The organism is Pelagibacterium limicola (assembly GCF_015694405.1).
Classification (GTDB): domain Bacteria; phylum Pseudomonadota; class Alphaproteobacteria; order Rhizobiales; family Devosiaceae; genus Pelagibacterium; species Pelagibacterium limicola.
In genome coordinates, this window is sequence record NZ_JADQDB010000005.1 from 328,001 (window position 1) to 343,195 (window position 15,195).

The window sequence follows — 15,195 nt, forward strand, 5'->3', positions numbered from 1 at the left end:
CCGTTGCGCTGGATTTTGAGTTGCCCCATAATGCATACAAAGCCGCGTGTGGGCCGCTAAACGCCGCCGCGCTGGCAGGGGGCCGGGATCCCGGGAGGAAAAGCGATGGCTGAGCCCGTTTACGACGTTGCCCATCTCGGGCATGTCGAGATCTATACCGACAAGTACGAGGAGAGCCTCGACTTCTTTACCCGTGTCTATGGGCTCAAGCTTTCCGGACAGGACGAACGCTCGGCCTATCTGCGGGCCTGGGAGGATTACGAGTTTCATTCCCTCAAGCTCACGCGCCACACGACCACCGGGGTCGGGCATATTGCCTATCGCGTGTCATCGCCCGAAGCGCTCGAGCGCCGCGTCAAGGCGATCGAGGCCTCGGAATATAAAGTCCTCGGCTGGGTCGATGGCGATCTCGGCCACGGACGGGCCTTTCGCTTCGAAGACCCCTTCGGCCATGTGTTCGAGCTTTACTGGGACACGCACCGCTATATCCCGGACGAAAACGACCGGCCCGCACTCAAGAACATGGCGAGCCGGTTCCACGCGCAGGGCGCCTGCCCCCGCCGGATCGACCACCTCAACCTCCTTTCGGCCGACGTTACCCGGTTCCGCGATTTCATGATCACCTGCCTCGGCTCGCGGGTCACCGAACAGATCATGCTCGACAACGGGCGGCTGGGCGGATGCTGGTTCACGGTCAACAACAAGACCTACGATCTCGCCTGTACCGAGGAGCACGGTGGGGGGCATGGGCGGTTCCACCACGTCACCTACGCCACCGACCAGCGCGAGGATATCCTGCGCGCGGCCGACATTTTTCTCGAGAACGGAGTGCATATCGAGACCGGCCCGCACAAGCATGCGATTCAGGGCACATTCTTTCTCTATGTGTGGGAGCCGGCGGGCAACCGGGTGGAACTGGCCAATGCGGGCGCGCGGCTGATCCTTGCACCGGACTGGGAAACCGTCACCTGGACCGAGGCCGACCGCAAGAAGGGACAGGCCTGGGGCTTGAAAACAATCGAAACCTTCCATACCCACGGCACGCCGCCGGTGGAGAAGAAGGGTTGAGGACCGACCCCTCGCATCATCACATCGTTTCAGGGTATGCGGTCCCCAGCGCGCGGCCGCAATGGAGGCACTAGACGTGACAGACTATATTTTGACCCTCTCCTGCACCAACCGCAGCGGGATCGTGGCGGCGGTAGCAACGCGTATTGCCAAGCATGACGGCGACATTCTCGAAGCGCATCAGTTCGATGACGCCACGACCGGCATGTTCTTCATGCGCGTGGTTTTTTCCATGCAGACCGAGGAGGCAGCCTTCCGTACCGGAATAGCCGAGGAGGTCGAACGATTCGGCCTCGATTTCACGCTGCGGGTCGCTGGCGCGCGGCGCAAGGTCCTCTTTCTCGTTTCCAAGTTCGACCATTGCCTGGGGGATTTGCTTTACCGCAATCGCATTGGCGAATTGAACATCGATCCGGTGGGGATCGTCTCGAACCATCCGCGCGATGCGCTCAATCTGACCCTCATGGAGGGCATTCCCTACCATTACCTGCCGATTTCCAGGGACACCAAGGCCAGCCAGGAAGCGCAGATCAAGGCGATCATCGAGGAGACGGGTGCCGAACTGGTCGTCCTGGCGCGCTATATGCAAATCCTCTCGGACGATTTCTCGGCTTATCTCGCGGGCCGCTGCATCAACATCCACCACTCGTTCCTGCCGGGGTTCAAGGGCGCCAAGCCCTATCACCAGGCCCACGAGCGGGGGGTGAAGATGATCGGGGCGACCGCCCACTACGTCACCGCCGATCTCGATGAGGGCCCGATCATCTGCCAGGACGTCGAGCCGGTGAGCCATGCCGACACGCCCGAGGACCTCGTGGGCAAGGGCCGCGACATCGAGCGCCGGGTTCTGGCCCGCGCGGTGGCCTGGCATTTGGAAGACCGCGTGCTCATCAACAAGCACAAGACGGTGGTTTTCACCAAATAATCGGGGGCTGACGCCGGCCGGTCGCCGCCCGGTCTCGCCTATCGGCATAGCGTGGTGTTATACAGCATCGGGTCAAAGCAGATGGGGAAGGCTATGAGGAACAGCGAAGTCGCAACGCACGGCCGCCGCGCCGTCATCGAGTTGCGCGAAAAGATCATCAACGGCGAGTTGCCGGGCGGAATGCGTCTTTTCGAGGTGTCGCTGGCCGAAACGCTGGAGATTTCCCGTACCCCCGTACGCGAGGCCCTGTCGCGGCTCGCCGAGGAGGGCCTGCTCGACCGCCTTCCCAGCGGCGGGTTCGTCGTCAGGCGTTTCGGCTATGCCGACGTTGTCGATTCCATCGAGTTGCGTGGGGTTCTCGAGGGGACCGCCGCGCGGATCGCCGCCGAACGCGGCCCAACCCCGGATGGGCTCGGGCGCCTCAAGGCGATCGTTGAAAAACTCGATACCTGCTTTGGCCCCAATGAGGGCGATGTCGATTTCGACACCTATGCCGAACTCAACGAGCAGTTCCACAACGAACTCGCCGGGCTTTCGGGAAGCGACATCGTCCGCCGTGAGGTCGAGCGCGCTGCCGCTCTTCCCTTTGCTTCGCCCTCGGCCTTCCTGCCCAACAAGCTCGAGATCGCCGCGTTCAAGCGCTCCCTGCGCACCGCGCAGGACCAGCATCACGCGATGCTCAATGCCATTGTCGCCCGGGAGGGTGCGCGGGCCGAATTCATCGCCCGCGAGCATGCGCGGATCGCGCGGCAGAACCTTGAATACATTTTCAGCCAGGACCCCGAACTGCTCCAGAAAATTCCGGGCCTGGCGCTGATCCACCGCTGAGGCCAGAAAAACCGGCCCCTCCTCTTGCTTATTCACACCGGCGCGATGCAGGCGATTCTGCATCGCGGCCGAAAAACGCGTCAAAATGGACTTGCTTTTCACTCACGATCGAGCACATATGTATACATCAAAAACGTGACACAAGGGAGGGGCCACTATGGCGCACACCAGTCTTGCCGACATCATGAAGGAAAACCCGGACATTGTGGACCGGCTCCGCAACTCCAAGATCGGGATGTATGTATACCCGGTCGTGGCGCCCGAGTTCCAGAACTGGCGCAACGAACAATGGGCGTGGCGCAATTCGGCTGTGCTGTTCGACCAGAGCCACCACATGGACGAGTTGATCGTCGAGGGTCCGGACGCCGAGAAATTCCTCGCCTATCACGGCATCAATTCCTTCGCCAATTTCGGTCTCAACCGCGCCAAGCATTACGTGCCCGTCACGCCTGCCGGTCACGTGATCGGCGACCACATCATTTTCCGCGAGCGTGAGGACAAGTTCGTTCTCGTCGGCCGCGCGCCGACCTCGAACTGGCTGATGTTCTGTGCGTCCTATGGCAAGTGGAATGTGCGCATCAAGCACGATCCGCGCTCCAATTCCCGCCCCGAGGGCGAGCGCGTGCTGCGCACCCATTACCGCTACCAGATCCAGGGTCCGGAAGCCTACAAGATCTTCGAGAAGATGAACCGCGGGCCGATTCCGGACATCAAGTTCTTCCATGTCGACTGGATCAATATCGGCTCCAAGAAGGTTCAGGCCCTGCGTCACGGCATGTCCGGCGCACCCGGTCTTGAAATCTGGGGTCCTTACGAGGACAAGAACTACATCCTCTCGGCAATTCTCGATGCCGCCAAGGAAGCCAATGTCGATATCGTGCGTTGCGGCAGCCGCGCCTATTCGACCAACACGCTCGAATCGGGCTGGATTCCCTCCCCGCTTCCGGGCATCTACACCGGCGACGGCATGCTGGCGGCCTATCGCGAATGGCTTGGTGCCGACAGCTACGAGGCCTCGGGCGCCATCGGCGGCAGCTTTGTCTCGAACAATATCGAGGACTACTACGTCAATCCGTTCGAGCTCGGCTATGATTTCTATATCGGCTGGAAGAAGGACGACTTCATCGGCAAGGCCGCCCTTGAAAAGATGAAGACCCAAAAGAACCGCAAGAAGGTCACCTTCGAGTGGAACCGCGAGGACGTCCTCAAGGTCATCGCCTCGGCCTTCGAGCAAGGTACGCCCTACAAGTGGATCGACTTCCCGCAGCCCAACTATGCTTCCTCATCGGCCGATATGGTGATGGCCGACGGCAAGATGGTCGGCATGTCGATGTTCAACGGCTATTCGTTCAACGAACGCTGCGTGCTCTCGCTCGGCGTTGTCGATGCTGACGTGCAGGAAGGCGACATCCTCACAATGCTCTGGGGCGAGCCGGAGCCGACCGGCAAGACCTCGACCGAGCATCACAAGCAGACCGAAATCCGCGTGCGCGTGTCCCCCACGCCCTACGCCGCCGAGGCCCGCGAGAACTACGCCGACAGCTGGCGCACCCGCAAGTAAGCCGGTTGCCCACCGAAATCCTCAAGGACGCCGCTTCCATTTGGAAGCGGCGTTTTTGCCTCTACCGGTGGAAATAAGTTCTGGTAAAAGGAGCGCCATGAACCTGATGCTTCGCCGCGACTTTCTGCTTGGCCTTGCCGCGACCGGCGGGGCCCTGCTTGTTTCCGGGTGCTCGACCGCGCCCGTCATCATGGCCACCGAGCGCGCAACCCCAGTCTCCTCGGTTTCGCCCGCGGAAGCGCGCGTGGCGCTCAATGCCATGCGGCGCGAGAACGGGCTGGCCGAGTTGACGCACAATGCGATGCTGCAGGCTGTCGCCGAAGAGCAGGCGGGGATCATGGCGCGCACCACCAAGGTGGCGCACACCGCCGAAAAGGACCAACCCTTCATCGAGCGCCTGCGGCGCGCCGGCTTCTGGGGCGGGGCGGGCGAAAATCTTGCGGGCGGACCGCCGAACCTCGCGACGGTCATCGACGGCTGGATGAAATCCCCCGCCCATCACAAGGTGATGATCAATCCCGACTATGTGCAGTTCGGCATTTCGGTCAAACGCGGACCCGCGACCACCTTCAACACCTATGGCACCTATTGGGCGCTGATCATGGGCGTACGCTCGCCGGGCATGACGGCGTAGTCCCTCCCTATCTCTGGCGACAACGGCTGGGTCACCATCGCTGGCCCTCTCCCGCGCGGGGAGAGGCGCGCGCGATGCCTACCCAATATTGCGGCTGATCAACCTTACCCCGCGTGGCGGGTCGGCTTTTTGCTCTGGGACAGGATCTTGATCCCGTGTACGGGGTCGCGCTGGACGGTGAAGCGCTCGACGATGTCCTCCTCGTCCCCTTCGCGCAGGTTCGGGCGATCGAGCCCGAAATAATCGCCGGCATGGACATAATCGATCCTGCGCCCGAGCTGATTGGAAAGCCGCTCGGCGAGATAATCGAGGGTGCAGGGGAAGGTTATGATGTCGTCGCACCCCATCTTGAGGAAGTGTACCGCCGTCGCCGCGCTCGAATCGCGGCTGAAGACGATAATGGGCATGAACCTGACGCCCGTTTCGCGGTGATGGCGCACCTCGGCGATGGCCTGCTCGATGTCGGCGGCGTCGGTCTTGTAGCTGATGATGAGGAACTGGACCGGGGTCTTGCGTACGCGGCGGGCGATGTCGTCAACGCCGAGGAACAGGCAGGATTCCCCCATCCCGGTCCCACGGACGATCTCCCCGCACCGCGTGCTCCAATCGCGATGGGGCGCCAGGTGAATGGCGGCGCAGTGGTCGAGCATTTTTGCCTCCGCTCTCCCGATTGACGCAATTATAGGCACGGGCGGTTACAAATTCGTCTATTTTTATGAGAAAAGCACCGGTGGTTCGCGCTCTTGCCCGGGCGGCGAGAACGCGCCAAGGTGCGCGGGGAATTTTCACGATTCTTGCAATGGTGAGGGTTCCGCTTTTTTGTGTTGCGCTTTCGGGCTTTTAGGGTGGTCTCCCCTTTTGCCGGAATCGCTCTGGCCAAATCACCCTGCCGGACGCCTCTCATGCATCTCGTACTTGTCGACGGTTCGTCTTTCATCTTCCGCGCCTATCACGCCTTGCCGCCCCTAACGCGCAAGTCCGACGGGCTGCCGGTCGGAGCGGTGGCGGGGTTCTGCAACATGCTCTTCAAGCTTTCCGAAGACCTCAAGGGCGAGAAGACCCCCACCCACATGGCGGTCATCTTCGATTATTCGGGCAAGAGCTTCCGCAACGATCTTTACGACCAGTACAAGGCCCACCGGCCCGAGGCGCCCGAGGACCTCGTGCCGCAGTTTCCCCTGACCCGCGACGCCACCCGCGCCTTCAACCTGCCCTCGATCGAGCAGGAGGGTTATGAGGCCGACGACATCATCGCCACCTATGCCTGCCAGATGCGCGACCGTGGGGGCAAGGTCACCATCGTCTCCTCGGACAAGGATCTGATGCAGCTTGTCGATGAGAACGTCTCGATGCTCGACACCATCGCCCGCCCCGGCCAGCCGCCAATGCGCTGGATCGGCCCGGACGAGGTGTTCGAGAAGTTCGGCGTCACGCCCGACAAGGTGGTCGACGTGCAATCGCTGTGCGGGGATGCCGTCGACAACGTGCCCGGCATTCCCGGCATCGGGATCAAGACCGCCGCGCTCCTGATCAACGAATATGGCGATCTCGAAACGCTCCTTGCGCGCGCCGGCGAGATCAAGCAGCAGAAGCGCCGCGAAACCATTATCGAGAATGCGGAACTGGCGCGCATCTCGCGAAAGCTCGTCGCACTCGATTGCAACACGCCAGTCCAAATTCCTCTCGACGATCTGGTGCGCCAGCCCATCGACGCCAAGCTCCTCGTGCCTTTCCTCAAGGCGATGGAATTTGCCGCCTTCACCCGCCGCGTCTCGACGCTGCTGGAGGTCGATCCGGACGATTTTTCCGCCGACGCCGCGCTTTCCGCCACCGCCGAAGGGCATTCGGGCCAGTCGGGCACCTCCGCCGATACCGGCGCGGCGCACCGGACCAATCACGGGCCGGAGGCCCATGCCGAAGCGGTGCTCGAAAAAATCCGCGCCATTCCCTGCCGCCACGAGGGGTACGAGATCGTTCGCGATGCCCACCAGCTTGCCGGCTGGGTCGAAAAGATCATTGAGATGGGCCATGTCGCGGTCGATACCGAAACGACCGGGCTCGACAATCAGCAGGCCGATCTCGTGGGCATCTGCCTTGCCACCGAGCCGGGCGCGGCCTGCTACATTCCGCTCGGCCATGTCGATGGGGTGGGCGACATGTTCGGGGGCGGGCGCGCCGAGGGGCAGATGGATCTGCGCACCGCGCTCGATATGCTCAAGCCCATCCTCGAGGACCCGGCGATCTTAAAGATCGGCCAGAACATCAAATACGATCTGGGCATTTTCGCGCGCTACGGCATCACGCTCACCCCGATCGATGACACCATGCTCATGAGCTATGCGCTCGATGGTGCGCGCAACAACGGCATGGATGCCCTGGCCGAGCGCTGGCTCAGCCACACCTGCATAAAGTTCTCCGACATTGCCGGCACCGGCAAAAGCCAGCTCACCTTCGACAAGCTTTCGATTGAAAAGGCTGCGACCTATGCCGCCGAGGACGCCGACATTACCTTGCGGCTCTGGCATGTCCTCAAGCCGCGCCTTGCCGCTTTCAATGCCACGACCGTCTATGAAACCATCGATCGCCCGCTCGTCCCGGTGCTGGCGCGGATGGAAGCGCGCGGGGTGAGCGTCGACCGCCAGATCCTGTCGCGCCTTTCAGGCGATTTCGCCCAGCGCGCCGCCGCGCTCGAGGAAGAGGCCCATGAATTGGCGGGCGAGCGCTTCAACCTCGGCTCGCCAAAGCAGCTTGGCGATATCCTCTTCGGCAGGATGGGGCTCGAGGGCGGCACGAAAACCAAGACGGGCGCCTGGGCCACCGGCGCGTCGGTGCTCGACGATCTCGCGCTGCAAGGCGTGCCGCTCGCCAAGGTCCTGCTCGATTGGCGCGGGGTGACCAAGCTCAAATCGACCTATACCGACGCCCTACCCGATTACATCAACCCGCGCACCAATCGCGTCCACACCTCATACCATCAGGCGGCGGTCGCGACGGGGCGGCTGTCCTCGACCGATCCGAATCTGCAGAACATCCCCATCCGCACCGAGGACGGGCGCAAGATCAGGACCGCGTTTATCGCGGCGCCCGGCAATCTCCTGATTTCGGCCGATTACAGCCAGATCGAACTGCGCGTTCTGGCTCATATCGCCGATATCGATGCCCTCAAGGATGCCTTCGAGGAGGGGCTCGACATTCACGCCATGACGGCGAGCGAGATGTTCGGCGTGCCCATCGAGGGCATCGACCCGATGATCCGCCGCCGCGCAAAGGCGATCAATTTCGGCATCATCTATGGCATTTCCGCCTTCGGGCTGGCCAACCAGCTGGGCATCGCGCGCTCGGAGGCGGGCGATTACATCAAGACCTATTTCCAGCGTTTCCCGGGCATCCAGGACTATATGGAGCAGCAAAAGCGGCTGGTCAAAGCGCAAGGGTTCGTCTCCACCATCTTCGGGCGCAAGATCCCCTTCGAGAACGCCAACACCAAGAACCCCTCCGAACGCGCCTTCATCGAACGCGCCTCGATCAATGCCCCGATCCAGGGCAGCGCAGCGGACATCATCCGCCGCGCCATGATCCGCATGGAAAAGGTCCTGGCCGCCGAAAAGGCTCAGGCCGACATGCTCTTGCAGGTCCACGACGAATTGATCTTCGAAGCCCCCGCCGACAAGGCGGAAGCCGCACTCCCGGTCATACGCAAGGTGATGGAAGGGGCAGCCGAACCCGCGGTGCGGCTAGCGGTGCCTATTCAGGTGGACGCGAAGGCGGCGGAGAACTGGGAAGCGGCGCACTGACGGCGCGGGTTGCGCGCACCACTTTATGAAAGCTCGCCGCCACCTCCCATGCCATGCCATGCCATCCCATCCCATCCCATCCCATCCCGTCCCATCCCATCCCCACCATCTCGTCATGACCCGGTTTATCCGGGTCATCCAGCTGCGCGCTGTCCAGCGCGCGTTGAGACTTCTGCCAGGAGTGGCGTGCGCTGTGAGACCTGGCCTGGACCACCCGGACGAGCCGGGTGGCGACGGCGTGTAGGGCAGGTGCAGCGTTGCAACCAGCCTATGTTCTCGATACGTTCGACTCATGAGGGGCTACGTCTATATCCTTGCCAACAGGTGCAACGGCACGCTCTATACCGGCGTCACAAGCAACTTGCGCCAACGTCTGGGTCAGCACCAGCGCGGGGAAGGTGGCCACTTTACCCGGAAATACGGGACGCACAGGCTGGTATGTTCGAAGAACACGAACTGATCGCGGCAGCCATAGGCCGCGAAAAACGCATCAAGAAATATCCGCGCGCGTGGAAGATCAATTTGATCGAGGCGCTTAATCCCGAGTGGCGCGATCTGGCCGATTGGCTGATGGCATTGGATTGATCGCCGCCCTTCGCAAGGCCTATCGCGCACCGCGCATGTCCTCCTCCCCGTCATCACCCGGCTCGTCCGGGTGATCCAGCCGCGCTGGCCAGCGCGAGGTGACTTCTCGAGAGGCTGGCGCGCGCCGCACTACATCGACTGGACCACCCGGACAAGCCGGGTAGTGACGGAGGTGGGGACGACCCGGAATGTTGCCCAGCCTGTTCACATGCTATCCTCCCGCCATGCACCACTTCCTCGCCGCCCAGGACCCCGTCTACGAAACCGTCCTCGCCGAACTCCTCGCGGGCGAGAAGCGCTCGCACTGGATGTGGTTCATCTTTCCGCAGGTCGCCGGGCTGGGGCATTCAGAGATGAGCCGGCGCTATGCGCTCTCGGGGCTTGGCGCGGCGCGCCAATATCATGCCCACCCCGTGCTGGGCGCGCGGCTAACGGAATGCACGCGGGCCGTGCTCGGGCATAAGGAGAAATCGGCGCACGACATCTTCGGGTCGCCCGACGATTTCAAGTTCCGCTCGTCGATGACGCTTTTTGCCGAGGCCGTGCCCGAAGAGCCGGTGTTCGGGCAAGCGCTCGATGCGTTTTATACCGGGGCGCGTGACCCTGAAACGCTCATACGGCTGTGATGGCAGCGCTGGCCCGAATAAATCTTATCGCCACACGCCGCGCGGGTGCGATACTGCACGCGCGATGCCGTGCCGACGCATGGCGGCGCCACCGGAAGGGCCAAGCAAAAAAATAACTGAACGAATTATACGAAAGCCGTTCAATCCGTTCAGTTATGATGAGCAGGCCGCCGCTTCGGACGAGCGCGACCCGCAGGCGTCGGATGAAAACGCCGCCGCCACGCCGGAAATCTTATCCCCGTATCGCGAACCCTCGTTATGATGGTCCCCGTCGCTGCCCACGAGCGAGGATGCATACGCGTTTCTGGGGCGGTGAATCCGGGTGGCATGGACTTTCTTGTCCAGGCCGGGCCGAAGAGCGTCACGTGAGCCGTTCGCCGTAGTCATCCGGCGTCGTACCCCCGAAAGGGGGCGGGGATTGGCCCCAGCCATATGGGGACGCCGACGCCGAAAACTCCCGGATCGCAGGGCGAAGACCGCTCGCGCATAAATAAACAGAGCGTACGGAAGCGATCTTCGCCCTGCGCAGCTCGACCAACCGGAGCCGGAAGGCGGCCGGGGTTTCGCGCTGCATCGAGAGCAGGGCACGCCCACTCTGTGCCGCAACCTCCCCTGCCGAACAAACCGCGCCCTTGTGCGTTAGCTCCATGCGGACGGAACGAAAAACCAGGGAAAACATCGGCATGACGAATATGGACGGCAAGGTCGTTTTGGTCACCGGGGCCTCAGCCGGGGTCGGCCGCGCCACGGCGCGCGCCTTTGCCCGCGCCGGCGCCAAAGTGGGGCTGCTCGCGCGGGAAAGCGAGGGGCTCGAGGAGACGCGGCGCGAACTGTTGGTTCTGGGCGCAGAGGCGGAGGTTTTTCCTGCCGATGTCGCCGATGCCGAGGCGGTTTTTGCGGCGGCCGAAGCCTGCAGGGACCGGCTCGGGCCCATCGATATCTGGGTCAACAACGCCATGACCACGATCATCGGCAAGCTGGGACAGGTATCGCCGGAAGAGTTCCGGCGGGTCACCGAGGTTACCTATCTGGGCTATGTGCACGGCACCATGGCGGCGCTGCGGCAGATGGAGCCGCGGGACGCGGGCGTTATCGTACAGGTCGGTTCGGCCCTTGCCTATCGCGGCATTCCGCTGCAATCGGCCTATTGCGGGGCCAAACATGCGATCCGCGGCTTTTCCGACGCCCTGCGCACCGAGCTTATCCATTCGCAGAGCCGTATCCGCATCACTTCGGTGCATCTGCCTGCGGTCAACACGACCCAATTCGATTGGGCGCGGACCAAAAGGGAGGCACAGCCGCGCCCGGTGGCTCCTGTCTATTCGCCCCAGGCGGCGGCCGACGCCATCGTGCACGCGGCCATGAACCCCAAGAGGGAGTATTGGCTGGGGCGAAGCACCGCCATGACGATCCTGGGCGCGATGGCCCTGCCCAGCTTCATGGACCGCTACCTGGCCCGCAATACCGTCGAGGGGCAGGACCGGGACGAACCCGTCGAACCGGATCGGGAGGATAACCTCCGCTCCCCGGTCGAGGACCTGCACGAGCCCGATGGGGCTTTCGATGACGAGGCGCGCGCGCATGCGGTGCTGCTGCCGGCTTCGGTAACCCTGGCTACGCTGGCGGGCGGCACCCTTCTGGTTGCGGGTCTGGCCGGCGCTGCTCTGGCTAAAGTCTTTGGCACGGCGCGCGGACGCCACTGAGGGCGGCGGGAAGCATGGGTTTGAAAATCAGCGACTATGCCATGATCGGGGACTGCGAAAGTGCAGCCCTTGTGGGAAACAACGGTTCGATCGACTGGCTATGCTGGCCGCGGTTTGATTCCGAGGCGTGTTTTGTCGCCATCCTGGGTTCGGAGGAGCATGGCCACTGGCAGATCGCCCCCGCCACCGCGCCGGCCCGTGTCGAGCGCAGCTATAGCGGGGACAATCCGGTTCTCCAAACCGACTTTCACACCGAAAGCGGCAGCGTGCGCCTCATCGATTTCATGCCGGTGCGCAAGAACCACGAGGTGTCCGACCTGGTCCGGATCGTTGTGGGGCTCGAGGGCGAGGTCTTGATGAACATGGATCTCAGGGTGAGGTTCGACTATGGCCGGATCGCGCCCTGGGCCACGCGCTCGGAAGACCAGAGGGCCCTGCGCGCCACCGCCGGACCGCATTCGGTCACCCTCTCGTCTCCGGTGGACCTCGAGGAGGACGACCGTTCGATCGTCAGCACCTTCACGGTCCGGAAGGGCCAGCGCCTGCCCTTCGTCATGGCCTATGAAGCCTCGCATCTGCCGCCGCCCAAATTGCCCGATGCCGAAAAGGCGCTCAAGGAGACCGAGGCGTTCTGGCGGGAGTGGTCGAAGACGTGTTCCTATAAAGGGCCCTGGCGCGAAGCGGTGATGCGCTCGATCATTACCGTCAAGGCGATGACATACCGCCCCACCGGTGGCGTGGTCGCAGCCATAACGACCTCGTTGCCCGAGGCCGTGGGGGGCGAGCGGAACTGGGACTACCGGTATTGCTGGCTGCGCGATGCCTATTTCACTGTGCTTTCGCTGGCCAATGCCGGCTACCGCAAGGAAGCCGAGCAGTGGTGCGACTGGCTGCTCAGGGCCGTGGCCGGCGCACCTTCCCAGCTTCAGCCACTCTACAGCATCGCCGGCGAGCGGCGGACCGGGGAGGTCGAACTCGAAGGGCTGCCGGGACATCGCGGCTCCCATCCGGTCCGGGCGGGCAATGCCGCCTACGCCCAGCTGCAGATCGATGTGTACGGGTCGGTTATCGATACGCTTTACGAAGCCCGGTGCCTGGGCCTCGATCTGCATGAAACGTCCCGGGGTGTCGAACATGAACTCCTGCGGCATCTCGAGACGATCTGGGACAAGCCCGATGCGGGGATATGGGAAGTCCGCAGCGATCCGCAGCATTTCGTTCACGGCAAGCTGATGGCGTGGGTGGCGTTCGACCGCGCCATTGCCTCGGCGGAACGCTTCGGCTTCGAAGGCCCCGTCGATCACTGGCGCGGGTTACGGGCCGATATTCGCCGCGACATCGAGGAAAAAGGGTTCAGCCGGAAGCGCAACGCCTTCGTGCAGGCTTATGGCGCGGAGGCGCTCGATGCCTCGGTGCTCCTGATGCCGATCGTCGGCTTTCTGGACGTCGAGGATCCGCGCATGGCCTCCACCATCGCAGCCATCGAGGAGAACCTGATGCGCGAGGGGCTGGTGCTGCGCTACGACACCGAAGAGTCGGTGGATGGATTGCCGGGCGACGAGGGGGCGTTTCTCGCCTGCAGCTTCTGGCTCGCCGACAATTACATCCTGCAGGGGAGGCGCAACGAGGCGATCACGCTGTTCGAGCGCATCCTGTCGTTGCGCAACGATGTGGGGCTGCTTTCCGAACAGTACGATTGGGAGGGCAAGGAACTGGTGGGCAACTTCCCGCAGGCCTTCTCCCATTTCGCCCTTGTGGACACCGCCTATAATCTCGCGCAGGACGAAAAAAAGGGCCAGGGCAAGGACCGCAAGTAACGCGGCCGAAGACGCCCAAGCCGGTTCCCGCGCTGCCGATCCGGGGTGGCGATCCGGCCCCATAAAACGATTGACAGCGCCAATCTTGTCAGACAGCATAGTAACCAACTGGTTATTTACCGGCAGAAGACCGGAGCACAATAAAAATGCCGGAAGTTTGGCCACGGACCTGCCGGAGTGCAGGCCTTGGGAGAAAATGGAGGAGATGTAATGTCACTTGTAATCGATAGACGCAGGATGCTCCTGGGGAGTGCCGCCGCGCTTTCCGCAGCCTCGCTGGCCGGGGTAAGCCGGGCGATCGCGCAGGAAACGCGCTTGAGGCTGATGTGGTGGGGTTCGGCGCCGCGCGCCGACCGGACCTTTGCGGTCAGCGAGCTGTTCATGGCGGCCAATGAGAGCGTCGTGATCGACGGCGAAACCGTCGGCTGGGACGACTACTGGCCCCGCTTGGCGACACAGGTTGCCGGCCGGAATGCGCCCGACGTCATCCAGATGGACTACCGCTACATTTTCGAATATGCCCGCCGCGGCTCGCTGGCCCCACTCGATGAATTCCTGGACGGCACGCTCGACCTTTCGGGCTTCGACCAGGCAACGATCGATGGCGGGTCGGTGGATGGCTCGCTCTACGGCGTGAGCCTGGGCGCCAATTCGGCGGCGATGATGGTCAATGCGGCCGTGTTCGAAGAGCTTGGAATCCCGCTTCCCGACAACAGCCTCACCCTGGCCCGCCTCAAGGAAATCGGCGACGAGATCACGGCCAATTCCGGCCGACAGGGCTTTTACGGCATTGCCGACGGCTCGGGCGGCGAACCCTTCCTAGAGAACTTCCTGCGGCAGAAGGGCAAGGCGCTCTATACCGCAGACGGCGAGTTGGCCTTCGATGTCGACGATATCCACGAATGGTTCGAGTTGTGGGCCGAAATGCGGGCGTCGGGTGCCTGCGTGCCTCCCGATGTGCAGGCCCTCGATCAACGCCAGATCGAGACGGGCATGGTTTCACTTCGTCGTGCGGCGATTTCCTATGCGCACTCCAACCAGCTGGTCGGCTACCAGGCGATCAATGAAGAACCCATCGTGATGCGCGCCTATCCGCGGATTGCCGACGGCGTTGGCGGCGGACACTACCGCAAGCCGTCGATGTTCTTCTCGGTCTCGGCCCAGAGCGAGCAGAAGGAGGCCGCAGCAGCGTTCATCAGCTTCTTTGTCAACGACCAGGAAGCTGCTGCCATCCTCGACGTCGAGCGCGGCGTGCCCGAATCCGCTGCCGTGCGCGATTTCCTTGCGCCGCAACTCAACGAGGCCGGCCGGGCCGGGGTCGAATATATCGGACAACTCGGCGATCTTGCCGGTCCGCTGCCGCCCCCGCCGCCGCTGGGTGCCGGTGAAATCGACCGGACGCTCGTGCGGGTGAGCGAAGAAGTGGCTTTCGATCAGCACAGCCCGCGCGCAGGTGCCGAAGCCTTCGTCGCGGAAGCCCAGTCGATCCTCGAACGGGCATGATCGCTCCACCCCACACCCGCCGGTTCCCATCGGCGGGTGTGGGGCCTCCCCGCATTCGGATCGGCGCCCCAAGGGCGACGCATCCCGAAGGTTTCCAGCGCGGGAGCGCTCCCTGATCGGTTCTCTTGGCATAAGTGTTGGATCATCGGCC

The 15,195-nt window shown here is 63.0% G+C and carries 11 protein-coding genes and 1 pseudogene; 11 read left to right on the forward strand and 1 reads right to left on the reverse strand.

Annotated elements, in window-relative coordinates; all coding sequences use genetic code 11:
- Positions 1-105 precede the first annotated feature (105 nt).
- The 5 genes from I2G20_RS12380 (at position 106) to I2G20_RS12400 (ending at position 5,016) form a co-directional block, all read left to right on the forward strand.
- Entirely contained in the window at positions 106-1,068 is a 963-nt protein-coding gene (locus I2G20_RS12380; RefSeq protein WP_196260020.1) for a VOC family protein, read from the forward strand.
- 61 nt (positions 1,069-1,129) lie between these two features.
- Positions 1,130-1,993 carry a formyltetrahydrofolate deformylase gene (gene purU / locus I2G20_RS12385; RefSeq protein ID WP_196260021.1) on the forward strand — a complete coding sequence of 288 codons (864 nt, stop codon included), beginning with the start codon at positions 1,130-1,132 and terminating at the stop codon, positions 1,991-1,993.
- Positions 1,994-2,086: 93 nt separating this feature from the next.
- Entirely contained in the window at positions 2,087-2,821 is a 735-nt protein-coding gene (locus I2G20_RS12390; RefSeq protein WP_196260022.1) for a GntR family transcriptional regulator, read from the forward strand.
- Positions 2,822-2,978: 157 nt separating this feature from the next.
- Entirely contained in the window at positions 2,979-4,382 is a 1,404-nt protein-coding gene (gene ligM, locus I2G20_RS12395) for a vanillate/3-O-methylgallate O-demethylase (RefSeq protein ID WP_196260023.1), read from the forward strand.
- A 97-nt stretch (positions 4,383-4,479) separates the two neighbouring features.
- Complete coding sequence (locus I2G20_RS12400; RefSeq protein WP_196260024.1) at positions 4,480-5,016, forward strand: CAP domain-containing protein; 537 nt, start codon at positions 4,480-4,482, stop codon at positions 5,014-5,016.
- Positions 5,017-5,120: 104 nt separating this feature from the next.
- Here the strand turns inward: I2G20_RS12400 and I2G20_RS12405 are convergent, their stop codons facing one another.
- On the reverse strand, positions 5,121-5,666 hold the full coding sequence (locus tag I2G20_RS12405; protein ID WP_196260025.1) for a response regulator: 546 nt from the start codon (positions 5,664-5,666) through the stop codon (positions 5,121-5,123).
- Between the two features lie 252 nt (positions 5,667-5,918).
- On the opposite strand from I2G20_RS12405, the gene polA reads away from it, so the two are divergent.
- The 6 genes and pseudogenes from polA to I2G20_RS12435 all read left to right on the forward strand — a co-directional run bounded on the left by polA (position 5,919) and on the right by I2G20_RS12435 (position 15,044).
- Positions 5,919-8,810 (forward strand): DNA polymerase I, encoded by a 2,892-nt coding sequence (polA, locus tag I2G20_RS12410; protein WP_196260026.1) that lies wholly within the window; start codon positions 5,919-5,921, stop codon positions 8,808-8,810.
- 292 nt (positions 8,811-9,102) lie between these two features.
- Positions 9,103-9,395 (forward strand): annotated as a pseudogene (locus I2G20_RS12415) (GIY-YIG nuclease family protein).
- Positions 9,396-9,583: 188 nt separating this feature from the next.
- Positions 9,584-10,021 carry a DUF1810 domain-containing protein gene (locus I2G20_RS12420; RefSeq protein WP_196260027.1) on the forward strand — a complete coding sequence of 146 codons (438 nt, stop codon included), beginning with the start codon at positions 9,584-9,586 and terminating at the stop codon, positions 10,019-10,021.
- Between the two features lie 683 nt (positions 10,022-10,704).
- Complete coding sequence (locus I2G20_RS12425; RefSeq protein ID WP_196260028.1) at positions 10,705-11,724, forward strand: SDR family oxidoreductase; 1,020 nt, start codon at positions 10,705-10,707, stop codon at positions 11,722-11,724.
- A gap of 14 nt (positions 11,725-11,738) precedes the next feature.
- A complete protein-coding gene (locus tag I2G20_RS12430; protein ID WP_196260029.1) occupies positions 11,739-13,541 on the forward strand; it encodes a glycoside hydrolase family 15 protein in 1,803 nt (600 codons plus the stop codon).
- 210 nt (positions 13,542-13,751) lie between these two features.
- A complete protein-coding gene (locus tag I2G20_RS12435; protein WP_196260030.1) occupies positions 13,752-15,044 on the forward strand; it encodes an ABC transporter substrate-binding protein in 1,293 nt (430 codons plus the stop codon).
- Positions 15,045-15,195 lie beyond the last annotated feature (151 nt).